Raw genomic sequence first — 24,707 nt, forward strand, 5'->3', positions numbered from 1 at the left:
CAATTATTCATACATGATAATTTACCTAAATAAATATTTAGGCCAATTGTTTTGGTATTCAAAGTCATTTATTGTGATAGTTAAGTTTAATTAGCCACATTTTTGTCGTTGTTAAAACAATTATAAGGAAAACGAATGTTAAAAAGCCCATTCATCATTGGCGCATTACTCAGTGTTGCTCTAGATGCATCATCTTTGGTTTTTGCCAATGAAAAGTTTGAAAAAGTGAACGAAGTTGAAGGAATAAGTGAATATTATCTTGCTAACGGCTTACGCATTTTGTTGTTCCCAGACCAAACTAAAGAAACAGTAACCGTTAACGTCACATATCATGTGGGCTCAAAACATGAAAACTATGGTGAAACTGGTATGGCTCACCTATTGGAACATTTGGTATTCAAAGGTAGCCCAAAACATAAAGATATCCCTGCTGAATTGAGTTCTCATGGTGCCCGCCCTAACGGTACCACTTGGACTGACCGTACCAACTATTTCGAAACCTTTGCAGCTAACAAAAAAAATATTAACTGGGCTTTGAGTATGGAATCAGATCGAATGGTCAATTCTTTTATTGCCAAAAAAGATCTCGATAGCGAAATGACAGTGGTTCGAAACGAGTTTGAACGCGGTGAAAATAGTCCATTTCGCATTACTTTACAGAAAATGGCTGCTTCGGCTTATATGTGGCATAACTACGGTAAATCAACAATTGGCGCGCGTTCTGATCTAGAGAATGTCCCAATCGATAGGTTACAAGCTTTTTACAAAATGTATTACCAGCCAGACAATGCGACCCTTATTGTGGCGGGTAAGTTTGAAGAAGTTGATATGCTTGCATTGGTGGATCAATACTTTTCACCAATCCCCAAACCAGAAAGAGTGATCAGGCCTTTATATACAGCTGAACCTGCGCAAGATGGCGAAAAAAGTGTCACCATCAGACGTGTCGGTGACATACAAATGACAGGCGCGGCTTATCATATTCCAGCTGGCTCTCATGAAGATTACGCCGCTATTGATGTATTGAGTCAAATATTAGGTGACACCCCAAGTGGCCGTTTGCACAAAGCGTTGGTCGAAGGAGAATTAGCCAGTCGTGTTTACGGCTTTAATTTTCAGTGGCAAGAGCCAGGCTTAGCGATTTATTTTGCAGAAGTAGATAAAAAAGCAGACTTAAGCCGTGTATCTGATGCCATGGTTTTGGTGCTTGAAGAGTTGAGTACTCAGCCTATTACAGATGAAGAAGTGGAACGTTCAAAACGTCAATTGTTGAAAAATATTGAGTTATCTTTTAATTCATCGGAGCGGATTGCATTAAATCTTAGTGAATGGCTAGGTATGGGTGATTGGCGTTTATATTTTTTACATCGTGACAGAATTGAACAAATTACTACCGCAGATGTGCAACGCGTAGCAAATACCTACTTGCAGCGCAACAATCGAACTGCTGGGCACTTTATCCCAACAGATGAACCGGCTCGTGTAGAGATACCGGCTGTTGCAAGTGTGAACGATATGGTTAAAGACTACCAAGGTCGTGCAAAAATTGCTGCCGGTGAAGTGTTTGAACCTTCATTTGATAATATAGACTTACGTACTGTTGTTACTCAGCTAAGTAACGGTACTAAGTTATCGTTATTGTCTAAAAAGACGCGTGGTGAATCTGTGGTTGCTTCTATTATGATGAGCATGGGTACTGAAAAAAGTTTATATAACCTTGGCAGTATTGGTGATGCAACCAGCGCGATGTTAATGCGAGGAACCAGCGAATTATCACGTCAAGACATACAGGATGAGTTCGATAAATTAAAAGCGCAGGTAAGTATTTCTGGTGGTGTGGATGGATTAGTGGTTAACATCACTACGACTAGTGAAAATTTGTCAGCAGCATTAGTCCTAACACATAAGGTACTGAGTGATCCTGGATTTGATAAAACAGAATTTGATCAATATAAATCAACTTTAAAAGTGGACATTGAACAAAAATTGCAAGATCCACAACGACTAGCATTCAATGAATACAGTCGTAAGCAGAACCCTTATAAAAAGGGTCATCCAAACTACCAACCAACGTTTGAGGAAAACCTTGCGAGTATTCATAATCTTAAATTAGGTGATTTAAAAGTGTTTCATAATAAATTTTTTGGCGGCAGATATATGAATATTAGTGTTGTTGGAGATTTTGATCAAACTCAAATCAAAACTGACCTAGAAACCCTTTTTGCTAGTTGGAAATCTAAGAGTGCTTATACACGGGTAGAAGACCCATATATAAAAGTAGCGGCAAGTCCTACTTATTTTGATACACCTGATAAAGAAAACGCTACCTTTGTTGCAGCGATTATGTTGCCTGTTGGAGAAAACAGTGATGATGCAGTGGCATTGGAGTTGGGTAACTATATATTTGGTGGTGGATTCTTGAATAGCCGCTTGGCTACAAGATTAAGACAAAAAGAGGGGTTAAGTTATGGTGCGGGTTCTTTTATAAATATGAATTCAGAAGATAGTAAGTCCACCTTAGGTGCTTACGCGATTTGTGCGCCACAAAATCTAGCTAAGGTCGAAGTGGGTTTTAAGGAAGAGCTAAGTCGCATGTTAAAAGACGGTTTTACTGATGAAGAAATTGAAAATGCTAAATCTGGACTGCTGCAAGGCAAAAAAGTGAGTCGTGCACAAGACACAGAATTAGTTCGTACTTTACGTCGTAACCTGCTAACAGACAGAACGATGCAGTGGAACAAAGCTTATGAGCAAAGACTTGCCACTCTAACTGCTGATGACGTCAAACGTGTGATGAATCAATATCTAAAACTTGAAAACTTTTCGATTATTAAAGCTGGTGATATGAGTAAGGTGGAAGGCTAATTTACTGAAGTCTTATTGGATTAGGTCAGATTGAGATAGACCGTATCGACCCAACTGAATAAAAAGCGCCCTTAATGAATGGGCGCTTTTTTATGTGTTTTCTTAAACTATGATAGGGTCGCTAATGCGTCGCCTGAATAGGTTTCTAGTTCGTTCATATTTCCTTGGCGGACTTTGTTTGGCCATTGTGGATCTTGCAGTAAGGCACGTCCTACAGCGACTAAATCAAACTCACCTTTATCAAGACGCTCCAGTAAATCATCTATCGAACGGGTAGTAGAACTCTTACCTGAAAATGCTCCAAAGAAGTCACCATTTAAACCAACAGATCCTACGGTCATTGTTGGTTTGCCTGTAATTTTTTTAGTCCAGCCAGCAAGGTTTAAGTCATTGCTATCAAATTCAGGTTCCCAGTAACGTCTAGTCGAACAATGAAAAATGTCTACACCAGCATCGCTAAGTGGCGCTAAAAATTCCTCTAAAAGTTGTGGTGTTTCTGCCAAACGAGCGCTGTAATCTTGCTGTTTCCACTGCGAGTAACGAAAAAGAATAGGGTAGTTAGGGCCAGTAGCCGCGCGTATAGCTTTAATTATTTCTACTGCAAAACGCCCACGATTACTCATGCTACCGCCCCATTCATCAGTCCGCTGGTTGGTACCGCTCCAGAAAAATTGATCTAGTAAATAACCATGAGCACCGTGTATTTCAATACCATCAAAACCGACACGTCTTGCATCTGCGGCTGCATTGGCAAAACTTTCTATCAGGTTATGAATTTGCACCACGGTAAGGGGCTCTGCCACCTGTTTGCCTGGTGATAACAGACCAGAAGGTCCAACACTAGGTAACTCAGGATAAGGGGCTTTTGTGGGATTACGTGCCATACCAACGTGCCATAATTGAGGCATAATTTTGCCTCCAACTGCATGTACTTCTTTGACCACATTTTCCCAACCCGCCAAAGGATATTGGCCGTGTATTTGGGGTATTTTTCCATCCATTGTAGCAACAGGATCGTTAACTGTTGTGCCTTCGGTAATAATTAATCCGGTGCCGCCATCTGCACGGCGCCGATAATAACTTGCCACATCCTCTGATGGAATGCCTTCAGGTGAAAAGCTTCGTGTCATGGGAGCCATAGCAATTCTATTCTTAAGTGATAAATCTCTTAAGTTAAAAGGTTTAAAAAGTGAGTTTACATTTTTACTCATTCAGGTTTCCTTCGATTGAGTGGTATACATCAATAAAGATTGGTTAGGTTTTTTTATTAGGATTATCTTTAGTAATATCTGGCCAAACAAATGCTCCTGTTGGTTCCTTAGCCTTTTGACTAGCTGGGGTCTTAATAATGGATAAATACAGCTGTTCAACTTTTTCTCTTGCCCAAGGTGTTTTACGGAGAAACTTTAAGCTAGATTTAATCGAAGGTTCACTTGTAAAGCAATTTATCTTGACGTGTTGGCTCATTATTTCAAAACCGAGTTGCTTTTCTAACGTCTCAAGTATGAACTGTAACGTCAGACCATGTAATGGGTTATTTTGTTGTAAGGTCATTATGATTCTTTATTTAGTGACAATTTCAATGCGCCATTCACCGCCAGCTTGTATATCAAATTTTTTGGCAAAATTAGCTTGATTGAGTGCCAACGCTAAATTTTCTAGGCTATTAACATAAAGTAAAGGCTGTCCTTCACTAACGCCAGCGAAGGAACGTTCGAAACTTATTATTTTAGATAGAACTAGTTTATCTGCATGCGTGACGGTAACTAAAAATTCTTGTGAATAAAGGTTTGCATAGTCTTTGGAATTTGTAAGTTCCAGCAATAATGACATAGGGATGTTAGTCCATACATTGCCATAAGCGGGATCTAATATGGGAATGCCGCCAATTAACTTGTTGGTGTCGATACGTGCTGCTTCGAATGGAATACTAAACACTTCCGCTACTAGTTTAGGCCCAACTTGCTCAAAATTAATTTCGCTTGCTGCTAGACGTGCGCCTGTGTAGGCATAGACATCACGACCATGAAAAGTATGGGATGCTTCACTGCCTTTTAATCGATTAACTTTTTCATCTATTTCTCGCACTTCGGCAATGCCTAAACGTTTAGCTACTAGGGTCAACGTTCCGTTATCTGGTGTGACAAAATAATGATTGGATTTAGTTTTTAATACTACTGACTTTCTTTGACTGCCTACACCTGGGTCAACAACAGAGACAAATACTGTATTAGCTGGCCAAAAATCAACCACAGCGTCCAATCGATATGCACCTTCCCAAATATTATAGGCAGGAATTTCGTGTGTTAAATCTTCTACCTTCAGATTCTTATCAACTCCTAATGCTACTCCGTGCATTGCAGATACAGCTTGATCACTTAAACCAAAATCTGATTGGAAAACCACTATGCCGTTTCCGCTAGCAAAAACAAGTTGTGAAAATTGTAAGTACGACGCCATAGCTATGACGAAAAATATCTTGGTGACTGACATAGGATCCTAAATATATAGTATTGAATTGAATATCATTGTCTGATGAAAATTAGCAAAAAAAAAGCCCTGATTAACAGGGCTATTATTTATTTTTTGGATAGTGTGCTATTAAGCGAAGTTTGCCGCGGCAAAATCCCAGTTAGCTAGAGCCCAGAAACCTTCAAGATACTTAGGTCGAGCATTACGATAATCAATATAGTATGCATGTTCCCACAAATCGACAGTAAGAAGAGGTGTTAGGTTGTGATCGGTTAAAGGCGTTGCAGCGTTGCTGGTGTTAACTAAATCTAAGCTACCGTCAGCTGTTTTAACTAGCCAAGTCCAGCTAGAGCCAAAGTTGTTCACCGCTTTATCATTTAACGCGGCTTTAAAATCTGCAAAAGATCCCCACTTGGCATTAATTGCGTCGGCCAAGGCACCAGTTGCCTCGCCGCCGCCATTTGGGCTAAGGCTGCTCCAGTAAAATGTGTGGTTCCAGACTTGTGCCGCATTGTTGAACACGCCACCTTCAGAATTTTTTACGATATCTTCTAGGCTTTTACTCGCCATTTCAGTGCCTTCAACTAAACCGTTTAATTTAGCTACGTAAGTGGCATGGTGTTTACCGTAATGATATTCCAAAGTCTCTGCAGAGATATGTGGTTCTAGCGCGTTCTTTTCATAAGGAAGTGCTGGTAATTCAAAAGCCATGTTATTTCTCCGTAAAGGGTGATGTATAATTTAATTCAGAACCAATGAATGCTATTACTTTACATAGCAATGTAAAAGCAAAGATTTTTTATTCGTTAGAACTTATTCAATTACAGTCATATATTGCGTCTTGATTATGTTTTTCAAGTGCAAAGTAACTTAATTATGAGTAAGTAATTTACTAAAACGATCAAACAAAAGATCAGTAGAGTATTAATTTTGAGTTGAAAACGCTAAACTTATCGCCAGATCGTAGTTACTACAATTTTAAATGAGAGCCGCTATGGACACTATTGAAAAAATTAAGCAGCAAATTGAAGAAAATCCTATAATTTTGTATATGAAGGGCTCACCTAAACTACCTAACTGTGGCTTTTCTGCTCAGGCTACTCAGGCATTGATGTCTTGTGGCGAGCAGTTTGCTTATGTAGATATTTTACAAAACCCTGATATTCGAGCAGAGTTACCTAAATATGCAGATTGGCCAACCTTTCCTCAACTATGGGTTGATGGTGAATTAGTTGGCGGCTGTGACATCATTATGGAAATGACACAGCAAGGCGAGCTACAGACTTTAATAAAAGAGTCTGCAGCGAAAAGAGCTGATGAAATTCCTGCTGAGTAGTTTAGAATATAATCTGAAAATAGAGCGGTTATTCGCTCTATTTTTTCTGCCTATTATTGAATAGGCGTAATCTTCGGTGTTGGTAATATTTTTATTTCGTTCGCCTTTTTTTCATTAACAGATACTCTTCTACGTAAAACATCAACTTGATTGGTTAAATTATTATTAACTAAAGCAGTCGATATGAGCTTTTCGCGGAGACTTGCAATCTGCTGTTCAAAATTAGCATCAACATTATTGCTCTGCCCCAATTTATCGTTTAATTGTTTGAGTAAATTGGCCTGATTTTCTAATTGCTCTTTAACTAAACCGATAATCGTATTGTTATCCGTAGTTTCACTGCTCACTGTTCTTAAACTCTTTTCACTTGATGCTTTTACAGCCATGACTGTTTTATTTAACACACCTATTTCACTTTGGTTACGTCGCCAAGCGGAAGCCCAAAGTTTATCCATTTGGCCCCATAAGTCTTCGGTTTTAAGGCTCAGTTCAGATACTTTGATTTGTAAAGCCGCAGCTGACTGGTCCATATTTTCTCCTGTTGCAGAAAGGCGGCTTTCTAAGTCTGTGATACGGTTTTGAGCTTGTTGTAATGCTTTATATTGTTCAAAAGACCAATAACTTGATGCACTAACAACAATAATAAGTAAAAACAAAAAAGCAAACCATGATGGTGAGTTTGATTTGTTAGTTGACTTATCTGGCAAGTTACTTTTTTTTGAACTTTTATTGCTTGATTGTGCCCTAGTTCGATGAAAGGACTCCAAGTCATCTTTCTCTAGCCTTATTCTTGGCATGTCATCTAAGGGATCAGTCGCCATGTAATTCTTTATATAAGTTGATTTGAAACTGATTATACATAGCTATCTATACTCAAACCACCTCAAAATACGCGTTTCAAGGCTGCGTCGGTGACTTCTATTTGGCACGCAGTAATGAAAGATTATTTCTTAAGTTTTAATTGATAGAACCCAAGTCTGAGATATGTCTTTGCAATATTAGGAGAATACTTTGATAAGGAATATATTGGAAGCTTGGTATTAGACATCTCGATTTAGACCTTGAATAAAATTAACACTCAATATAACTGGGATATAGATACTTGATTATGAATATTACATGGTAATTTCGAATTAATTTGGTATCCCCACCTGGAATCGAACCAAGATCTAAGCCTTAGGAGGGCCTCGTTTTATCCATTAAACTACGGGGACACTTATTTTGCGATAGTCTATGAACATTATGTACTAGCCGAGACGGTATTTAAACCCTCTATTGTTTTTATCTTCGCGCTACAAAATCGTTTGGTTGAATATTAGCCAAATGTGCACCGGTTACTGAAGCAACCACGGCAGTCTCGGAAAATACCTGTCTAACCATGACCTCTTCTGGATGAAGTTGGTATTGTCTGTGTGAAAAATTTTGGGCATCATAAAATTGATTCATTTGAAACAAGGTTAATTTGTCTCCCTGTTTAACACCGTTGTGCTCGCCAATGTTAATAATTAAGTTTTCACCTGAAACCTTTAATACTTGTCCATATGTCGGTAAGCAGCTAACGGCCTCATCTAAAGACTGCACAACTAGTTGAATGGCCTTTTCGGTTTCCAATCCAAATGATGAGTTCCACAATTTCCGACTGTTGCTGTCTATCACTTTATGTGGATCAAAATTCCAGAGTGTTGAAATATTTTGTGTGTTTTGAAAAACCTTTTCACCTGTGTTGCCATCGTACATTGAAAAAGATAACTCAAGATTTCGCTTACTCTGTTCGCCTCTCCAAAACGACAAACCTGACGTTATAGATGTTTCTACACCAAATTCAACTATTTCTCCAAAAAGCACATATTGAGCATCTGTCTTTCTCGCAAGACTGAAAGCTGTTGTCTTCTTTTCTTGAACTGAGGGACTTAAATAGTAAGGTTCAACTCGGTTTATTATTGAATATTTCGAATAGTTTTGTGTTTCTTGTTGTATTTTTTCAGCTATCACTTTGCCAAAGTCGTAAAGGTTGCCAACGGCAGCTTGTTGCCGTTTTTTGATGTTATACCATGTAGTCACAATATTTTTTTTGTAATCTGAAGCAGAACATAATGCGTCTTGTGGAAATATATCAGCTCGTATGGAAACAGTCACATAGTCGTCGTTGTAAATTTCATTGATTAATTCAATGTTATTAACCTCGCCTGAAGCACGAATTTCAAAACGGTCGTCTTCAAGCAAACCATTGGTCAGAGACTGAATACTTTTGACTGATGCACCTGAAAACAGCAACGCTTGTTTGATGGCTTCTTGAGTTGCTTGTTGACGTGCCGCTTCTTTCTCACCATTATTAATAATTGCTTGGCCTGTGGCCTCAAACCAAATTGCCAGAACTGAATGGCTGCTGACGAGTAACATCAACATACTTGTTATTTTTATAATTCTACTGACTTGAATCATTTATCTTCCAACATGTGTAAAGTGAATTTTGTGATCATACGTCCTCAAATTTCAAGCCGCTTTTCCATTATGTTTATGTTAATTTTGTACAAGCACAAATCATACCTACTTGACAGTTATGTTTTTAGGTACGGTTATTGCTTGCTTACAATTATGATAATACTATTTATTTAGTAAAAGTTAAGGTCTTAGACGAATGATGAATATATTAAGATTTAATAAAGAAAGTAATCGACATTTAAGCTTTATATTAATGTTAAGTGTTTGTTTGGTTGGCTGTTCAGGTTTAATCAATAAGCATGTTGAGTGGGAGACTCTTGCGCCAAAATCTTATCCGGTTATTACCGCCGTGGGTTATGCACCGATATCGGTACAAAAAGGATCAAGTGAGTCTAGTAAAATGTTAATGGCAATAAAAGCATCGAAGCTAGATGCATATCGAGAATTAACAGAGCAGGTATACGGGCAGAAAGTCGAAAGTAATCAGTCCCTAGAAAGTTTAGTGATACAAAACACTCGTTTAGAAAGTTCAGTTCAAGGGGTAATTCGGGGCGCAAAAGTGATAAAGAGTTACCCGGTAGGGAATGACACGTACGCGACTGAGCTAGAGTTAGACTTTAGATTAGTAAACGAACTTTATCTATCAACAGCAAGACCAAAACGCGTTAAAAAAGTTCACTATTTTTAGAACTGTTGTTGGTTGTAACCATCAAAACATATGTGGTTAATTCATTGAAGAAATTTATTAATAGATTTAATTGAATTGATGATTTAGAAGGCTCTTTTAATCAAATGTTTGTTGCTAAGCGCTGATCCCACCCCCAGAATTTCCACCTTGAGTACGACCGCTTTTATCATAAGTCATTGATTCTTTTGCTCTTGACTCTAACAATAGGTTACGCAAATGTTCTAAGCGCAATTGTCCTTGTTCTACAGCGGTTTGATTTATTTTAGTACGAAATTGGCACTGAGTGACCATTAGTTTCGCTTCATCGAATAGCGAAGAAAGTTCTTCGTCATCTCTTTCATCTTGACTTGCTTTTGCGTACAAGCTAGCAATTAGTGAATCTTGTTGTTGAACAGAGTCTAAAAGAACTTCTTTGGTTTTTAGCAAGTTGATAAGTGATTCTGCATCTCTAGTACTAATAAGGTGAAGTTCTGATTCAAGAATATGTTGTAATTCAAGTAATAGGCTATGTTGACTTGTAATTTCTTTTTTTAATTCAGACATAATTTTTCTCAGAGATTAAGACAATCACTAGTATGCTGTCTTTATAGCCTAGTACCAAATAGTTCTGATTCTAATGTAGAAATTTTCAATGCCATCGACTCAGGGTTGATTTTATAATCACCACTTTCAACTAATTTTTTAAACCTTTCAACTTTTTCTTGATTAACTGGGGCTTCAACACCCTTCCTCTGAACTTGGCTAAGTTGCTGAGCTGATGATGTTAATGAAACTGAATCCTGACGTACGATGGACGTCGCTTTTTTTTGCGCGTCAGATTGTTGAGCAGTGTCATTATTCAAGGACTGATGCTGAATAAACTTCTGGTTTTCAATAGAGGCTTTTGGGCTTCCATTGTTTATATTATTGATAGACATAATCTATACACACTCCCTTTATTGCCTCAATTATTGTTATCGGCAAACTTATTTGATACTTTAGCAAAAAAAATAATTTTCAGCACTAACTTAATAGTAATAATAGCTTGCGCTCATTGGCCGTGTTACATATTAATTTCAACTTGACCAGTACTTGAAACGCGCGCATATATTTTTTTATTTGAACGCCTATTTTTAACTTGAATCGTTTCGCCCATACGACCGTCCTCTAACGCTATTCCAGTGGTTTTAACTATCATGTTAGTAGTGCCTGCAGAAATAGTCACCCTGTCTCCTTTGCACACATAACACAGGTTTTTAGGATCAACAGGTCTGCCAGCTGATACCCGACGTTTAATCCTTGCACCTACAACATCTTCAATGTCATCAAATGTACTACTTCTTAAACGTTTTTTGTTCATACTTATTACGTTAAGATTATCCGTGGTCAGCAACGTTCCGGGACTGACAGCGCTAGAAATGATAACAACAGGTTGAGTCTCGATGGCTTTTACTACCATAAACATATACCAATTGCTGTTTTGACATTCAGCTTTTACCGAAATATTCGACTGACTGAGCGCTTCAGCACTCGCAGAGAATATAAGATGAGTTTCACATGCTGGTATTTGAACTCTATCGTCTATGGGCATCGCTGCCACATTAATGGTTTTGTCAAGATTAGGATTGAGTTGTTTTAAAACAAACCCTTCCGCCTGACTTATTAAATGCTGTTTTACTAAATTTTTTTCATTTGCCGCCGTTATATCTGTATATAAGCAAGTAATTATTGCGATCGGTATAGCTAATGCTTGATAATAGTGTAATTTAATCATATTCACTTATTTTTTATTGTCTAAATCACATTAACGAATGCGCTGGGCGTCAATATTTAGACGCTATAATAGAAATTGAATTATTAATATTGCGCAGCCAGTCAATGAGTTACGTAAAGTGTCAATTTGTTGCTGTTTTAAACAAAATAGTTTTAATCTAACTCTACACAAGCAAGACGTAAGCAAAAGTTACGCCGCTTTTAATTTGTACTGGAGACATATATGTCTGAAATTCTTAACTCGGTCAACCAACGTACACAACTAGTCGGTGAAAACAGATTGGAGTTGTTGTTATTTAAACTCAATTCAAGACAGCGATTTGGGATTAACGTATTTAAAGTGCGTGAGGTATTACAGTGCCCAAAATTAACGTCTATGCCTAAATTAAATAAATTAGTTAGAGGTATTGCCCATATTCGTGGCCAAACTATTTCCGTCATTGATATGAGTTTGGCAGTAGGGGGTAAAAAAATTGAAGACTTAAGCACCGCATTTATTATCATTGCCGAATATAATAGTTCAGTACAAGGTTTTTTAGTGGGTTCAGTCGAGCGTATTATCAATACAAACTGGCAATCTATCATGCCGCCACCAAAAGGTAGTGGTCGTGCTAGTTATCTAACCGCAGTTACTCAAATTGAAGATGAATTAATAGAAATTTTAGACGTAGAAAAAATCCTAAATGAGATATCTCCAGCTAACACCGATTTAAGTGAAGATGTCGCAAGCAGAATAAAAGTAGAAAATAAACTTGAAAAAATTATATTTATTGCAGACGACTCTTCAGTGGCACGAAATCAGGTTAAACGAGCCCTTTCTTCGCTCGGGTTAAAAATTGAATTAGCAAAAAATGGTCTTGAAGCTTTAAATAGGTTGAAGGAAATCGCTGCTGAAACGGGCGACATTACTGATAAAGTGGGAGTGTTGATTTCAGATATTGAAATGCCTGAAATGGATGGATACACACTGACTGCTGAAATTAGAGGTACGCCAGAGTTAAAAAAATTACACGTCATTTTACATACGTCACTAAGCGGTGTGTTCAATCAAGCAATGGTTGAAAAAGTTGGAGCGGATGATTTTATTGCTAAGTTTCATCCTGATGAATTAGCTACTTCAGTTCAAAAATGGTTTGGTAACGTCTAACATTTGTTAGAAAATTGTTGTTTCAAATAGTTAAATAAAGGATGTTTTTGTATATGAGATTGCAAGTGTTTGCTACTAGTGAGTATTAAGTGACGGATATAGAATTTGATCAAAATCACTATATCTCATTTAGCCACTTTCTTGAAAAAGCCTGTGGCATTGTTTTAGGAGATAATAAACAATATTTAGTTCGCAGCCGTTTAACCCCCATAATTAAGCAATTTAAATGTGTGTCTATTAACGTATTTATAGACTCTGTAGTCAAAGGTAATCTACAACATAAAACTGCTGCTGTAGAAGCAATGACAACCAATGAAACCCTATGGTTTCGTGATGATTATCCTTTTAGACTGCTAGAAAACTCGATACTTAATCAGTTTTCTAATAAAAAAACAGCTATGCGTGTATGGAGTGCTGCTTGTTCGTCGGGACAAGAAGCCTACTCTATTGCTATGACAACCCTAAACTTTAAAAAACAACGACCAAACGCATTTTGTGCTGGTGTCGAGATCGTTGGAACTGATATTTCACAAGAAATGATACAGCGATGTAGGATTGCAGAATATGACCAATTAGCTATCTCTAGAGGTTTACCAAAACAATTTAAATCAGATTTTTTTGAACCTGGGAATAATGGTAATCTGAGAATAAAGTCGCAAGTTAGAGCCCTAGCTAACTTTAGGTCTATTAACTTATTAGACAGTTACTCTTCTCTTGGTAAATTTGATATCATTTTTTGTCGTAATGTATTAATTTATTTTTCTCATGAAGTTAAAAGACAAATACTGCAAAAAATTGCCGCCTGCCTGCAAGACGACGGCATATTGTTCCTAGGTGCATCTGAATCAATTTCTGGTTTAACCGATAAATTTGTCATGGTTAGATGTAATCCAGGCCTCTATTATATAAAAAAACCTATATAAAACGTCCCTTTAGTAACTCCATTCTTTTTTTACTCGCCTGTATTATTGCCTGTGGCACAACCTTTGCTTTGTTCTATTTCATAATAGGAGAAGTTTATGGCTATCAACTTAGATAAATTGATGGGATTCCATCAAAAAGCAATGCAAGTTCGTACCGAACGAATGGAAGTTATTGCAGGCAATCTAGCTAATGCTAATACACCGGGATATAAAGCCCGTGATATTGACTTTAAACAAGTGATGAAAAGTGCACAACAACCTAGCGGTAAAAGTTTGATGCGTACTCATGACAATCATATAAAAGGTTCCGTGCAAGGTTCTGGAGAACTGAAATTTCGCATAACAAATCAACCTGATACAGGAGATGGTAATACGGTAGATGTTCAGGTTGAACGAAATTCTTTTTTAGATAATGGATTACGTTATCAAGCTGGCATGGAGTTTCTAAATGGTAAAATTTCAGGTATGAAAAAAGCGATTAAAGGCGGTCAGCAATAATGAGTTTATTTAATGTAATGGACATCGCCAGTACAGGTATGAGTGCGCAAAGTGTCCGTTTAAACACTACTGCAAGTAATGTAGCTAATGCTAACAGTGTTAGTAGCAGTTATGACCAAACCTATAAAGCACGTCACCCTGTATTTGCATCAGCATTAGATCAAGCGTCAGGCCAGCAAAGCCCTGGTTCTAGAGTTAAAGTATTAGGAATAGTTGAAAGTGCAAAACCACTTCAAATTGAATACAGTCCAGGCCACCCGATGGCAGATGATAATGGTTATATCTACAAGCCTAATGTCAATATTGTAGAAGAAATGGCTAATATGATGTCCGCTTCGAAAGCCTATGAGACCAATGTACAGGTGGCAGATACCACCAAACGAATTTTCAGGCGCGTGCTAAGACTGGGACAAGGCTCGTAGCCGCATTAACTGACCACAGAAATCATAGATGGCTAGTTGCCTGAAGGGTTCAAAGGAAACATTGTGAATACGTTATCAAACGATTTAAATAGTAATCTTTATTGGCAAAGGGATCCAGATGGAAAAATAACAGATGAAGAACGTGCTAACGCTGGCAACGAAAATCAACGTCTGACCCAAGAAGACTTCTTCTCGCTATTGACAGAACAACTCGCTAATCAGGATCCTACTAAGCCGGTTGACAATGATCAGATGGTGGCGCAAATGACTAGTTTCACGATGGCTGACGGTATCGAGCAACTCAATACTCAGTTTACTGACTTTGCGAGTTCAATGACATCTAGCCAGGCTCTGCAAGCTTCTAGTTTGATTGGTCAGCAAGTATTAATGCCAACCAGTACCGGACACATTTCACAGAAGGGTGACGGAATCAGTGGTGTGGTAATAATTAATGGAACCACGCAAGAATTAGGCATTACAATTGAGAATAAAGCTGGCGAAATTCTAAAAGTTATCGATGCAGGTACTCAAAACTCAGGTAATGTCCAATTTAATTGGGACGGCAAAGACTCCACAGGCAATCAATTGCCGCCCGGCGATTATGTAGTAAAAGCGCAAGGTAAAGTAAATGGTGAAGAACAAACGCTCGTCACCGCTATAAACAGGCATGTAGACAGTGTCAGCTTAGCTGGTAGTAGCCAAGGTATTATTCTTAATTTGGATGGTGACGTTAGCGTCAAGCTCGACTCAGTCCTTCAAATCGGTGGTTAACAGGAGAAATAAAAATGTCTTTTAATATAGCTTTAAGTGGCGTTTCAGCAGCGCAAAAAGACTTAGATACAACGGCTAATAACATTGCAAATGTCAACACAGTGGGTTTCAAAGAGTCCCGTGCTGAGTTCGGTGATGTGTTTGCCCAGTCCTTGATGGCTAGTGGTCAAAATAAAGTAGGCGATGGTGTAATCACTCAAGAAGTAGCTCAGCAATTTACTCAAGGTAGCTTACAGTTTACTGATAACTCGCTAGATTTAGCGATAACAGGAAATGGTTTTTTTGGTACCATACCTAACATCACTTCTAGAGACTTTTCTTTTACCCGAGCAGGGCAGTTTAAATTAGATTCAGACAACTTTGTGGTGAGTTCATCAGGAAACAATTTATTGGGTTTTCCAGTTAATCCAGACGGTAGTTCTTCTTCAGTCGCTTTAAGCACCACCATACCTGTGCGCATCCCTGACTCATCGGGTGCTCCCCAAGAAACTACTGAAGTCTCATTAAAAATGAATTTACCTGCTGGTTCACAACCGGTTGATGTAGACTTATTTGATCCCGATGATCCCAATACATACAACTCGGCAACCTCGGTAACAATTTTCGATACGTTAGGTGAGAGTCATGTTCAAACATATTATTTTATGAAAGATTCGGCAGCAGTTTCAGCTAATCCTCCAAGGAACGAATGGGTGGGGGTCACTTATATTGATGATAAACCCGTAGATACCGAAGGAAATGTAATAGGTGTTATACCAACAGCAGGTGATAATGTTGTTGGTGAAACATCAGGCAACATCATTGCTGGATTTAGAATGCAATTTAGCAATGGTGGTGACTTTATAGGAATTCAAAATGCAGATGGTGCTAATGTCCCACTTGGAAATGTTGTTTCTGAACCTCTAGGCGATGTAATACTTATTAACGGCTCAGATCCTACACAGACTATTTCTACAAATTTCGCATTAGATGTTAATAACTCCACACCCGATGAACCCACTCAATATTCTTCTGCTTTTGAAGTCACTTCTTTAGAACAAGATGGATTACCTGTAGGTCGTTTAACTGGAATTGACATAGGACCAGACGGATTAGTTAGAGCGACTTATTCAAACGGAACTTCAGAACCTATAGTGCGGGTTGCAATGATAAGCTTTGCTAATGACCAAGGTCTTATTCAACAAAGTGGTACGCAATGGAAAGAAAGTATCTTATCGGGTGAAGCGCTGGCAGGCGAGGCTACTACAGGTACCTACGGTGAAATCAATTCTTCCGCTCTCGAGCAGGCAAACGTCAATTTAACTACCGAACTCATTGATATGATCATTGCCCAGCGAAATTTCCAAGCTAACTCAAGAGCATTGGAAATCAATAACCAACTAAACCAGACAATATTGAATATTCGTTAAAAACAAGCTCACTTGTAAACTTTTAGGGTTGCTTTCGAGCAGCCTTTTTTATGTCTGATTAGTACACGGTTAAAATTATAAAATGGCATCTAACTTGCAAACATATTAACTAAGACTCAACAAAGTCAAGATATTGTCATGGACAAACTACTGTACATCGCCGCTAGTGGCGCTAAACAAGACTTACTCGGCGCATCTGTTCGTGCGAATAATTTAGCTAATGCTCAAACCACTGGGTTTAAGGCTCAGCTTGAACAAGCTCGTGCCATGCCAGCTTTCGGCGAAGGTTTGCCTACTCGCGTGTTTTCTATGACAGAAAATGCCGCTAATAATTTTGCCAGTGGCGCTATGATACAAACCGGTCGTGAGTTGGATTTAGCAATACAAGGTGAAGGTTGGTTTTCAGTTCAAGATGCGCAAGGAAATGAAGCTTATAGCCGTAATGGTAGTTTTGAACTAGGTCCTAACGGTGAACTTAAAGATACTCATGGCAACACTCTTATTGGCGATTTTGGACCAGTTTTTTTGCCTATTCCTTTATCAAATATCAATATAGCCAATGACGGTACTCTTTCAGTTCAACCTCAAGGTGCACCTGCAAGTGTTTTGGAAGAAGTGGGTAAGTTAAAGTTTGTGAACCCAGATGTACGAGATATAGAACGGGGTTCAGATGGTCTGTTTCGACTGAAAAGTGGCGAATTAGCTCAAGAAGACGCGCTTGTTAGTGTACGTAACGGTGTGCTTGAAGGCAGTAATGTTAATCCTGTAGAAGAAATGGTCAACATGATTAGCCTGCAACGACATTATGAAATGCAAATAAAGATGATGAAGCAAGCAAAAGATATCGACACACGTGGAAACCAATTGCTGCGCATTATTTAAGATAGTTGTTGTGCAATGATGATCACAAACGTTAGCAAATAAGTTAACAGATGAATTTTTAGGAGACAATCTATGCATCCAGCATTGTGGATAAGTAAAACAGGCTTAGATGCCGCTCAAACTGATGTGGCAGTTATATCCAACAACTTGGCAAACGCTAGTACTGTAGGATTTAAAAAAGACCGAGCTATTTTTGAAGACTTACTATATCAAAACATTAATCAACCAGGTGGCCGTTCTTCAGCAGATACAGAACTTCCTTCGGGCTTGATGTTAGGAGCTGGGAGTAAAGTGGTCGCAACACAAAAAGCACATACCCAAGGCAACATGCTCACTACCGAAAATTCCTTAGATATGATGATACAAGGCAAAGGTTTTTTTGAAATTTTGCAACCAGACGGCAGTACCGCTTACACCAGAAATGGTCAATTTACTCTCAATGATCAAGGACAAATTGTCACACCAGGTGCTGGGTTTTTATTACAGCCAGCTATCACTGTGCCTGAGAACGCTCAACAATTAACTATTTCTCAAGATGGCGAGGTGTCGGCCTCAGTTAGAGGTCAAGTTGATCCACAAGTATTAGGACAGATTAGTCTATCTGATTTTATCAATCCAACAGGTTTACAACCAAGTGGGCAAAATTTGTATGTCGAAACGGCTGTTAGTGGAGCGCCCATTCAAGGGGTTCCGGGTTTGGAGGGTATTGGCACTATAATTCAAGGAGCGCTTGAAACTTCAAATGTAAACGTTACGGAGGAGCTTGTTAACTTGATTGAGAGTCAGCGCTTGTATGAGATGAATTCAAAGGTAATTTCAGCCGTTGACTCGATGTTGGGTCAGGTTATTCAGCAGCTTTAGTGAGAAAAAAAGTGATAACCTTTTTAACGGTACATAAATTTTTATATATATGTTTAGGCATCATGCTGTTGAGTGGCTGTCAATCTACCACTAGCCATGAACCATTGCCGAATGACCCTTTTTACGCACCTATTATGCCTGATACGCCGCGACAAAGAGTGATCGAAAACGGCTCTATTTTTCAGCCTGATATGGCTAATAGTATTTATTCGGATGTAAAAGCACGTCGTGTTGGCGACATCATTACTGTCAATCTGCAAGAGAACACCCGAGCGACTAAATCGTCAGGTACCAGTACATCGAAAGAAACCGGTGTTGCGGTCAACCCGATATTAGGTCTAGGTGGAAATGCGATCAACCTCGGTGGTGAGTCTATACAATTGGGTTTGGATGCAAAGAATGATTTCACAGGTGATGCTTCTGCTAATCAAAGTAATAATTTAACCGGGGCTATTTCAGTGACAGTAGTAAAAGTATTGGTCAATCAAAACTTACTGGTTAGAGGCGAAAAATGGCTTACCTTAAATAATGGTGATGAATATATTCGCCTAACAGGTGTAGTTCGCCCTGATGATATAAGCCCAACTAACGAAATAGAATCAACCAAAATTGCTAATGCTCGCATTCAATATAGCGGCACGGGTAGTTTTGATAGAGCACAAAAGGAAGGTTGGTTAAGTGGCTTTTTCTCATCTGAATATTGGCCGTTTTAGCGTGGAGAATTATATGAAGTTTGTTATTAGCCTGATGGTAATCAGTTTGATATTAGCACCTCTGGCTTATGCACAGAGAATAAAAGATTTAGCCACTGTTCAAGGAGTGAGAAGTAATCAGTTAGTCGGTTATGGTTTGGTTGTGGGGTTACCCGGGACGGGTGAACAAAGCCCATTCACTGAGCAGAGTTTCCGGACTATGTTATCAAATTTTGGTATCAGTTTAGATAGCAACGTCAAGCCAAAAATTAAAAATGTTGCCGCCGTTGCTGTGCATGCCCTTTTGCCGCCTTTTATCAAACCCGGACAATCGATAGACGTGACTGTTTCATCTATTGGTGAAGCTGCCAGTTTACAAGGCGGTACCTTGATACAAACTTTCTTGAAAGGATTGGATGGCAATGTTTATGTCATTGCGCAAGGTAGCTTAGTCGTGAGTGGATTTGGCGCAGAAGGCGGTGATGGTTCAAAAATAGTGGTTAACACTCCCACTGTTGGACGTATCGCTAATGGTGGGCTGGTAGAGCGTGCTGTACCAAGTGGCTTTATGGAGAGTGACTTTTTAACACTAAATTTGAAATACCCAGATTTTTCAACTGCTAAAATTTTGGCTGATACGATTAACTCACGCCTAGGAGCAGACCCCGACAAGGGTTATGTTATTGCTACCCCTATTGATGCTGCATCCGTCAGAGTGACTGCGCCCAGAGGAGTTGGTCAAAGGGTCGGTTTTCTTGCCACCATTGAAAACTTTGAGTTTACACCCGCTAGGGCTTCGGCGAAGGTGGTGATTAACAGTCGGACCGGCACAATAGTGATTGGGCAAGATGTTCGACTTTTACCTGCAGCGATTACTCATGGTGGACTCACGGTAACTATTGCTGAAAATCAAGTTGTTATGCAGCCTAATGCATTTGCTGATGGTGAAACTGTGGTGACAACACAATCTATTATTGACGTGAATTTAGATGATACCCGTATGTTTAACTTTAACCCTGGCGTTACGTTAGACGAGCTGGTTAGAGCGGTAAATGAAGTAGGCGCTGCCCCTGGTGACTTAATGGCTATCTTGGAAGCCTTGCGAGAAGCGGGCGCTCTGCAAGGTGACTTAGTCGTTATTTAAGTATATAGAGGATACCTATATGGAACAGTCATTCATCACTAAAAGCCCACTTGAATTATCAAGAAATGCTAATGATATAAAAGGTTTAGATGAGTTACGCCGTGCAGCTCAAAGTGGCGACAGTAAGGCATTAGATGAAGCTGCCAAACAATTTGAAGCTATTTTCGTTCAAATGATGCTTAAATCTATGCGTAAAGCGCAAGATGTGATGGCAGACAAAGACAGCCCATTTAACTCGGAGCAAGTTAAATTCTACCGAGATATGCATGATACACAAATAGCCAGTGATTTAGCCAGTAATGGTAGTATTGGTTTAGCCGATATTATTGTACGTCAGTTGGGTAAAACAGGCGATGGGTATATGCCTGCGGGTGCTTTGCGAAATGATGGTAATCTATCCAGTATCAATCGTAATACCATCTCCAGTACACAAAGAGCTCAAAATGAAATATTGGGCAAACAATCAATAAAAACCTTTCAATCTTTTAAAACTGCAGCTTTTGAAAACGCACAGTCTTTTATCGAACAGCTCTATCCAGCTGCACAAAAAGCTGCCGAACAGCTAGGCATTGATCCTAAAGCTTTGTTGGCACAAGCTGCTATTGAGACCGGATGGGGCCAGCATATGATCCATAACACTTCTGGGGAAAACTCGCATAACTTGTTTGGTATTAAAGCAGATCGCCGCTGGCAAGGTGATAGAGCGATGGTCGACACAATTGAGTTTGAAAAGGGTGTTGCAGCTACAAAAAAAGCCCCCTTTAGAGTCTACGATTCGTTTGCTGACTCGATGCAAGATTACGTGGGTTTTGTGAAACAAAACCCACGATATAATGAAGCCGTCAATCAAAGTCAGTCCCCACTGAACTACTTTTCAGAACTTCAAAAAGCAGGTTATGCCACCGATCCTGAGTATGCAAATAAAGTTATTAATGTGTTTGAAGGCGAGCAATTAAAACGCTACTCAGCAGAACTGTTGAACACTGCGGGTAATATAGAATGATTACCAGCAGCAGCAGAACAGCAGACTTATTCTCTATTGCAAAAAGCGGGGTAGATGCTAGTAATAAGCTTTTAAATACAACTGCAAATAATATTTCCAATGTCAACACTGAAGGTTTTGTCCGTGAGCGCACCTCCTTCGATAGTGCCATATCCGGAGGTGTAGGACGTTCTAACACAGAAAGAGTGATCAATGTTTTTGCACAAAATCAATTGCGCCGTGATACTACGTTACAAAGCGAACACGAAAGTTTTTATAACAAAACCTCTACGATAGATAACGTATTTGCTAGTGAGGCAAATAGTGTTTCTGCCAGCATGAGCCGCTTTTTTGCATCCGTACAAACAGCTAATGATGATCCAACAAATACTTCTAGTAGACAATTGGTGTTGAGTGAAGCTGAGTCTTTAGTTGAGCAAGTAGGGACGCTTTCTGGATTTTTACGAGACAAAGAAGAAGAGCTTAATATTGAAGTTAGCTCTAACATTAACAAGTTGAACTCAGTCGTACAGTCCATTTCAGATCTAAATAACTCTATCCGTGTTACTCAAGCCAATAATCGATATGACGAACCAAGCACATTAAAAAATCAACGTGACAATGCCATTTTAGAATTAGCGAGTTTAGTGTCTATTGATGTCCGCAATAGCGGCAAAAACGATGGTGCGGTGATGATTAACTTAAGCACAGGCGAGTCACTTGTGTTGGAAGATGGTTCATTTAATATTTTTGAAGTTAACAGTGATGCGGATTTAAGTTACAAGTCGTTAGAACTTACTAGCAATAATGGCAGTCCAACAACCTTAAATGTTCGGGAAACGAAGTTAGGCGGAACTATGGGTGGGTTATTTAGATATCGAGATGAAGTTCTTGAAACTAGCCGCAGAGAGCTGGGACAAATAGCTATCGCTTTAGCAGAATCTTTAAATACTCAAAACCGCCAGGGAATGGATTTAGACCAACAACTGGGTAGTAATATTTTTTCATTACCTGAGTTTGTAGGATTAAGTTATTCAGATAATATTAACCCTAATAGTTCTGTTATTGGACGTTTTACTGAGGGTGAAGGAAGTAAAGTAAGTAGTGCCGATTATTCGGTAACAATCAACAACGTGGTTGCAGGTGCGCCACCCACATTAGATATTACTGTGGCAGCCTTAAACACAGACGGCTCACCGGTAAAGGATATAAGTGGTAACCCTATTACTCAAAATTACTTTGGCATAAATGCACAGTCAGATACGTTTACATCGATAATTGGTGGTATTGAACTTGAGTTTGCAAGTGGCGCAAGTTACACCGCGGGCGATCAATTTTTACTACAACCAACTAAAGATACTGCTGATCGTATTGAAGTGGTCATGACAAGGCCTGAAGATTTAGCGCTCGCATCCCCTATACGTGTAGATGCAAATATTAATAATTTAGGCGATGCACAGTTGTTTTCTAGTGCCGTCACTAACGTATTTATTGACAATACTTTTGCTGATAATCGTGCCTCTGGTTTTGATAATATGGGCGGTGTCCATGGTCCTGGCAATGCACCCACTGGAGTTGGAGGTGTGGGCTCTCCTGCTCAAATTTTATTTACAGCTAGTGATGAATACCAAGTGTTAGACAGTGCCGGAACTATCATTACGGTTGTGTCTGGTACGTCTGATTTAAATAACTTATTAGCTCAAGCTGAAATCGCGGGTGCAGGGCCACCTTGGCCTGCAGCATTTAGTGCATTAAACGACTACCCTGGCTTCGAATTGTCTTTAAAAGGTGTGCCCAAGGCTGGTGATAGTTTTGCTATTGGTTATAACACCGACGGTTTAAATGATAATCGCAATGGTTTAGCAGTAGGAAATTTACAAAATCAGGACCTTATGCAGGTTAATAACTCTGGCTCAGGTCAGGAAATTAGTTTTCACGAAGCTTACGGAAACATAGTCAGCGATATCGGTCAAAAAACATCTAGTGCGGATATATCCCTACAGGCATCCGATGCGCTTAAATCTCAATCAAAGGACTGGTTCGAATCGGTTTCTGGGGTGAGTTTAGATGAAGAAGCCGCTAACTTGGTTAAATTCCAGCAATCGTATTCGGCAGCGGCAAGATTATTAGCTACAGCACAAGATTTGTTTAATACCATTCTTGGCATTACTCGGTAGAGGAAAGACTAGGTAAATTATGCGCATATCTACAGGACAATTATACGACCGAAGTATTCAATCAGTATTAGACAGTCAATCACGTTTGTCAGATGTTCAGCAACAGTTGTCATCCGGTAAAAAATTGTTACGCCCATCAGATGACCCTATAGGTGCAGCGCAAGTGATACGCTTGACTGAAGAAATTGAACAAATAAATCAGTATAAAAAGAACAGTAACTTACTAGTAAACAGCCTAGAGCAGGAAGAAACGGTGCTTAAAAGTGTCAACACAAGCATGGACCGTGCGCGAGTATTAATGCTCCAGTCAGGAAATGGTATAGTGGGTGCAAATGATAGAGAAGCGATTGCCATTGAAATTAATCAAATTAAAGATCAATTGTTTGAGCTAATGAATAGTCAAAATTCAGCTAGAGAGTATATTTTCGCAGGGTACCAGTCTGCTTCACCTGCATTTGGTTTTAATCCCAGTGCAGTGGGAAATAAGTACAGTTTTGAGGGGGACGGAGGTGAGAACAAGATTCAAATTTCAGACACAATAAGCCAGCAGATGAATAATTCAGGCTTTGAAGTATTTGAAAATGTGTTGTCTCGATTAACACCTTCGATCAGTGGCACTGTGGGTACTACAGATGCTACGTTGAATGTGCAGGTTCAAAATGCTTTCGATGCATTTCATAAAACAAATTATGATGCAATTACACCGGTTAACAATGAGTTTCAAATTAATATTTTGTCGTCCACTCAAGCACAAATAACCAATGTAGGTACGGGTGTTATGTTGGATACTGTAGATTTTTCAAGTGGTAGTGCATTTTTGTATAAAGGTTTAGAGATCAATATCACGGGAGTGCCTGGTGACACCGTTAATTTTAAATTAGAGCCACCACAAAAGAAAAATATTGCTGAAACATTAAATGATTTTGTAAATGTATTGAATAATAAAAATATAGCAGACGGTGATTTTGAACGTGGTCTATCGGATGTGTTAGCTGGAGTGGACAACTCAATGGCGAGTGTTGCCAATGCTATTTCGAAAATAGGTGCTAGAAGAAACAGTACTGACTCTGTATTTGAGTCAAACTTAGACTTAGAAATATCAAACAAGAAAGCGCGTGCGAACATACAAGAAGTGGATTATGCAGAGGCTGTTTCTGAGTTGAGTCGCCAAGAAACGGCTCTCCAAGCCGCGCAAGCAACTTTTTCTCGCGTAACAGGCACTTCATTATTTGACTACATATAGA

The 24,707-nt window shown here is 39.0% G+C and carries 25 protein-coding genes and 1 tRNA gene; 16 read left to right on the plus strand and 10 right to left on the minus strand.

Annotated elements, in window-relative coordinates; translation table 11 throughout:
- Positions 1 to 135 precede the first annotated feature (135 nt).
- Positions 136 to 2,865 (plus strand): pitrilysin family protein, encoded by a 2,730-nt coding sequence (locus QZ562_RS09755; protein WP_293759437.1) that lies wholly within the window; start codon positions 136 to 138, stop codon positions 2,863 to 2,865.
- Positions 2,866 to 2,972: 107 nt separating this feature from the next.
- Here QZ562_RS09755 and QZ562_RS09760 read toward each other — a convergent pair whose 3' ends face one another.
- From QZ562_RS09760 to QZ562_RS09775, 4 genes are all read right to left on the minus strand, one after another.
- The gene (locus QZ562_RS09760; RefSeq protein ID WP_293759438.1) at positions 2,973 to 4,076 is read right to left on the minus strand and encodes an NADH:flavin oxidoreductase; all 1,104 of its coding nucleotides are present in this window, start codon (positions 4,074 to 4,076) and stop codon (positions 2,973 to 2,975) included.
- 43 nt (positions 4,077 to 4,119) lie between these two features.
- Positions 4,120 to 4,419, minus strand: coding sequence for a VF530 family protein (locus QZ562_RS09765; protein ID WP_293759439.1), 300 nt, complete (start codon positions 4,417 to 4,419; stop codon positions 4,120 to 4,122).
- Between the two features lie 9 nt (positions 4,420 to 4,428).
- On the minus strand, positions 4,429 to 5,358 hold the full coding sequence (locus QZ562_RS09770) for an S-adenosyl-l-methionine hydroxide adenosyltransferase family protein (protein ID WP_293759440.1): 930 nt from the start codon (positions 5,356 to 5,358) through the stop codon (positions 4,429 to 4,431).
- A gap of 108 nt (positions 5,359 to 5,466) precedes the next feature.
- Entirely contained in the window at positions 5,467 to 6,048 is a 582-nt protein-coding gene (locus QZ562_RS09775; RefSeq protein ID WP_293759441.1) for a Fe-Mn family superoxide dismutase, read from the minus strand.
- Positions 6,049 to 6,331: 283 nt separating this feature from the next.
- Between QZ562_RS09775 and QZ562_RS09780 the strand changes: the two genes are divergently transcribed.
- On the plus strand, positions 6,332 to 6,673 hold the full coding sequence (locus QZ562_RS09780; RefSeq protein WP_293759442.1) for a Grx4 family monothiol glutaredoxin: 342 nt from the start codon (positions 6,332 to 6,334) through the stop codon (positions 6,671 to 6,673).
- Between the two features lie 53 nt (positions 6,674 to 6,726).
- Here QZ562_RS09780 and QZ562_RS09785 read toward each other — a convergent pair whose 3' ends face one another.
- From QZ562_RS09785 to QZ562_RS09795, 3 genes are all read right to left on the minus strand, one after another.
- On the minus strand, positions 6,727 to 7,494 hold the full coding sequence (locus QZ562_RS09785; RefSeq protein WP_293759443.1) for a hypothetical protein: 768 nt from the start codon (positions 7,492 to 7,494) through the stop codon (positions 6,727 to 6,729).
- A gap of 318 nt (positions 7,495 to 7,812) precedes the next feature.
- Positions 7,813 to 7,887: transfer RNA gene (locus QZ562_RS09790), tRNA-Arg, on the minus strand.
- A gap of 67 nt (positions 7,888 to 7,954) precedes the next feature.
- The gene (locus QZ562_RS09795) at positions 7,955 to 9,115 is read right to left on the minus strand and encodes a flagellar assembly protein FlgT (protein ID WP_293759444.1); all 1,161 of its coding nucleotides are present in this window, start codon (positions 9,113 to 9,115) and stop codon (positions 7,955 to 7,957) included.
- A gap of 199 nt (positions 9,116 to 9,314) precedes the next feature.
- Here QZ562_RS09795 and QZ562_RS09800 point away from each other — a divergent pair, with 199 nt between their 5' ends.
- Positions 9,315 to 9,803 carry an LPP20 family lipoprotein gene (locus tag QZ562_RS09800; protein WP_293759461.1) on the plus strand — a complete coding sequence of 163 codons (489 nt, stop codon included), beginning with the start codon at positions 9,315 to 9,317 and terminating at the stop codon, positions 9,801 to 9,803.
- A gap of 114 nt (positions 9,804 to 9,917) precedes the next feature.
- Here QZ562_RS09800 and flgN read toward each other — a convergent pair whose 3' ends face one another.
- From flgN to flgA, 3 genes are all read right to left on the minus strand, one after another.
- Positions 9,918 to 10,346, minus strand: coding sequence for a flagellar export chaperone FlgN (gene flgN, locus QZ562_RS09805; RefSeq protein ID WP_293759445.1), 429 nt, complete (start codon positions 10,344 to 10,346; stop codon positions 9,918 to 9,920).
- A gap of 41 nt (positions 10,347 to 10,387) precedes the next feature.
- Positions 10,388 to 10,720, minus strand: a complete 333-nt coding sequence (gene flgM / locus QZ562_RS09810; RefSeq protein WP_293759446.1) for a flagellar biosynthesis anti-sigma factor FlgM — start codon at positions 10,718 to 10,720, stop codon at positions 10,388 to 10,390.
- A 125-nt stretch (positions 10,721 to 10,845) separates the two neighbouring features.
- A complete protein-coding gene (gene flgA, locus QZ562_RS09815) occupies positions 10,846 to 11,556 on the minus strand; it encodes a flagellar basal body P-ring formation chaperone FlgA (protein WP_293759447.1) in 711 nt (236 codons plus the stop codon).
- 222 nt (positions 11,557 to 11,778) lie between these two features.
- On the opposite strand from flgA, the gene QZ562_RS09820 reads away from it, so the two are divergent.
- The 13 genes from QZ562_RS09820 (at position 11,779) to flgL (ending at position 24,706) form a co-directional block, all read left to right on the plus strand.
- Positions 11,779 to 12,702 carry a chemotaxis protein CheV gene (locus tag QZ562_RS09820; protein WP_293759448.1) on the plus strand — a complete coding sequence of 308 codons (924 nt, stop codon included), beginning with the start codon at positions 11,779 to 11,781 and terminating at the stop codon, positions 12,700 to 12,702.
- An 89-nt stretch (positions 12,703 to 12,791) separates the two neighbouring features.
- Positions 12,792 to 13,625 carry a protein-glutamate O-methyltransferase CheR gene (locus QZ562_RS09825; protein WP_293759449.1) on the plus strand — a complete coding sequence of 278 codons (834 nt, stop codon included), beginning with the start codon at positions 12,792 to 12,794 and terminating at the stop codon, positions 13,623 to 13,625.
- A 96-nt stretch (positions 13,626 to 13,721) separates the two neighbouring features.
- Positions 13,722 to 14,123 carry a flagellar basal body rod protein FlgB gene (flgB, locus tag QZ562_RS09830; protein WP_293759450.1) on the plus strand — a complete coding sequence of 134 codons (402 nt, stop codon included), beginning with the start codon at positions 13,722 to 13,724 and terminating at the stop codon, positions 14,121 to 14,123.
- On the plus strand, positions 14,123 to 14,545 hold the full coding sequence (gene flgC, locus QZ562_RS09835; protein ID WP_293759451.1) for a flagellar basal body rod protein FlgC: 423 nt from the start codon (positions 14,123 to 14,125) through the stop codon (positions 14,543 to 14,545). Before flgB ends, flgC begins: the two co-directional genes overlap by 1 nt.
- Before the next feature lie 63 nt (positions 14,546 to 14,608).
- Positions 14,609 to 15,316, plus strand: coding sequence for a flagellar hook assembly protein FlgD (locus tag QZ562_RS09840; protein WP_293759452.1), 708 nt, complete (start codon positions 14,609 to 14,611; stop codon positions 15,314 to 15,316).
- 14 nt (positions 15,317 to 15,330) lie between these two features.
- Entirely contained in the window at positions 15,331 to 16,725 is a 1,395-nt protein-coding gene (flgE, locus tag QZ562_RS09845) for a flagellar hook protein FlgE (RefSeq protein WP_293759453.1), read from the plus strand.
- A 138-nt stretch (positions 16,726 to 16,863) separates the two neighbouring features.
- Positions 16,864 to 17,607: a flagellar basal body rod protein FlgF gene (locus QZ562_RS09850; RefSeq protein WP_293759454.1), complete on the plus strand. Its 744-nt coding sequence runs from the start codon at positions 16,864 to 16,866 to the stop codon at positions 17,605 to 17,607.
- 72 nt (positions 17,608 to 17,679) lie between these two features.
- Positions 17,680 to 18,468 (plus strand): flagellar basal-body rod protein FlgG, encoded by a 789-nt coding sequence (gene flgG / locus QZ562_RS09855; RefSeq protein WP_293759455.1) that lies wholly within the window; start codon positions 17,680 to 17,682, stop codon positions 18,466 to 18,468.
- 11 nt (positions 18,469 to 18,479) lie between these two features.
- Positions 18,480 to 19,181 (plus strand): flagellar basal body L-ring protein FlgH, encoded by a 702-nt coding sequence (gene flgH, locus QZ562_RS09860; protein ID WP_293759456.1) that lies wholly within the window; start codon positions 18,480 to 18,482, stop codon positions 19,179 to 19,181.
- A 13-nt stretch (positions 19,182 to 19,194) separates the two neighbouring features.
- Positions 19,195 to 20,304 (plus strand): flagellar basal body P-ring protein FlgI, encoded by a 1,110-nt coding sequence (locus QZ562_RS09865; protein WP_293759457.1) that lies wholly within the window; start codon positions 19,195 to 19,197, stop codon positions 20,302 to 20,304.
- A 19-nt stretch (positions 20,305 to 20,323) separates the two neighbouring features.
- The gene (gene flgJ / locus QZ562_RS09870) at positions 20,324 to 21,307 is read left to right on the plus strand and encodes a flagellar assembly peptidoglycan hydrolase FlgJ (protein ID WP_293759458.1); all 984 of its coding nucleotides are present in this window, start codon (positions 20,324 to 20,326) and stop codon (positions 21,305 to 21,307) included.
- A complete protein-coding gene (locus QZ562_RS09875; RefSeq protein ID WP_293759459.1) occupies positions 21,304 to 23,463 on the plus strand; it encodes a flagellar basal body rod C-terminal domain-containing protein in 2,160 nt (719 codons plus the stop codon). Before flgJ ends, QZ562_RS09875 begins: the two co-directional genes overlap by 4 nt.
- Positions 23,464 to 23,482: 19 nt before the next feature.
- Positions 23,483 to 24,706 carry a flagellar hook-associated protein FlgL gene (gene flgL, locus QZ562_RS09880; RefSeq protein ID WP_293759460.1) on the plus strand — a complete coding sequence of 408 codons (1,224 nt, stop codon included), beginning with the start codon at positions 23,483 to 23,485 and terminating at the stop codon, positions 24,704 to 24,706.
- Position 24,707: the final 1 nt, after the last annotated feature.

Origin of the sequence: uncultured Paraglaciecola sp. (assembly GCF_913058035.1) — a bacterium.
GTDB lineage: Bacteria > Pseudomonadota > Gammaproteobacteria > Enterobacterales > Alteromonadaceae > Paraglaciecola.

Excerpts from the sequence above, each read along its gene's own strand:
- QZ562_RS09755 (WP_293759437.1), top strand. The coding sequence starts at position 136 with ATGTTAAAAAGCCCATTCATCATTGGCGCATTACTCAGTGTTGCTCTA.
- QZ562_RS09760 (WP_293759438.1), bottom strand. The coding sequence starts at position 4,076 with ATGAGTAAAAATGTAAACTCACTTTTTAAACCTTTTAACTTAAGAGAT.
- QZ562_RS09765 (WP_293759439.1), bottom strand. The coding sequence starts at position 4,419 with ATGACCTTACAACAAAATAACCCATTACATGGTCTGACGTTACAGTTC.
- QZ562_RS09770 (WP_293759440.1), bottom strand. The coding sequence starts at position 5,358 with ATGTCAGTCACCAAGATATTTTTCGTCATAGCTATGGCGTCGTACTTA.
- QZ562_RS09775 (WP_293759441.1), bottom strand. The coding sequence starts at position 6,048 with ATGGCTTTTGAATTACCAGCACTTCCTTATGAAAAGAACGCGCTAGAA.
- QZ562_RS09780 (WP_293759442.1), top strand. The coding sequence starts at position 6,332 with ATGGACACTATTGAAAAAATTAAGCAGCAAATTGAAGAAAATCCTATA.
- QZ562_RS09785 (WP_293759443.1), bottom strand. The coding sequence starts at position 7,494 with ATGGCGACTGATCCCTTAGATGACATGCCAAGAATAAGGCTAGAGAAA.
- QZ562_RS09795 (WP_293759444.1), bottom strand. The coding sequence starts at position 9,115 with ATGATTCAAGTCAGTAGAATTATAAAAATAACAAGTATGTTGATGTTA.
- QZ562_RS09800 (WP_293759461.1), top strand. The coding sequence starts at position 9,315 with ATGAATATATTAAGATTTAATAAAGAAAGTAATCGACATTTAAGCTTT.
- flgN (WP_293759445.1), bottom strand. The coding sequence starts at position 10,346 with ATGTCTGAATTAAAAAAAGAAATTACAAGTCAACATAGCCTATTACTT.
- flgM (WP_293759446.1), bottom strand. The coding sequence starts at position 10,720 with ATGTCTATCAATAATATAAACAATGGAAGCCCAAAAGCCTCTATTGAA.
- flgA (WP_293759447.1), bottom strand. The coding sequence starts at position 11,556 with ATGATTAAATTACACTATTATCAAGCATTAGCTATACCGATCGCAATA.
- QZ562_RS09820 (WP_293759448.1), top strand. The coding sequence starts at position 11,779 with ATGTCTGAAATTCTTAACTCGGTCAACCAACGTACACAACTAGTCGGT.
- flgB (WP_293759450.1), top strand. The coding sequence starts at position 13,722 with ATGGCTATCAACTTAGATAAATTGATGGGATTCCATCAAAAAGCAATG.
- flgC (WP_293759451.1), top strand. The coding sequence starts at position 14,123 with ATGAGTTTATTTAATGTAATGGACATCGCCAGTACAGGTATGAGTGCG.
- flgE (WP_293759453.1), top strand. The coding sequence starts at position 15,331 with ATGTCTTTTAATATAGCTTTAAGTGGCGTTTCAGCAGCGCAAAAAGAC.
- QZ562_RS09850 (WP_293759454.1), top strand. The coding sequence starts at position 16,864 with ATGGACAAACTACTGTACATCGCCGCTAGTGGCGCTAAACAAGACTTA.
- flgG (WP_293759455.1), top strand. The coding sequence starts at position 17,680 with ATGCATCCAGCATTGTGGATAAGTAAAACAGGCTTAGATGCCGCTCAA.
- QZ562_RS09865 (WP_293759457.1), top strand. The coding sequence starts at position 19,195 with ATGAAGTTTGTTATTAGCCTGATGGTAATCAGTTTGATATTAGCACCT.
- flgJ (WP_293759458.1), top strand. The coding sequence starts at position 20,324 with ATGGAACAGTCATTCATCACTAAAAGCCCACTTGAATTATCAAGAAAT.
- QZ562_RS09875 (WP_293759459.1), top strand. The coding sequence starts at position 21,304 with ATGATTACCAGCAGCAGCAGAACAGCAGACTTATTCTCTATTGCAAAA.
- flgL (WP_293759460.1), top strand. The coding sequence starts at position 23,483 with ATGCGCATATCTACAGGACAATTATACGACCGAAGTATTCAATCAGTA.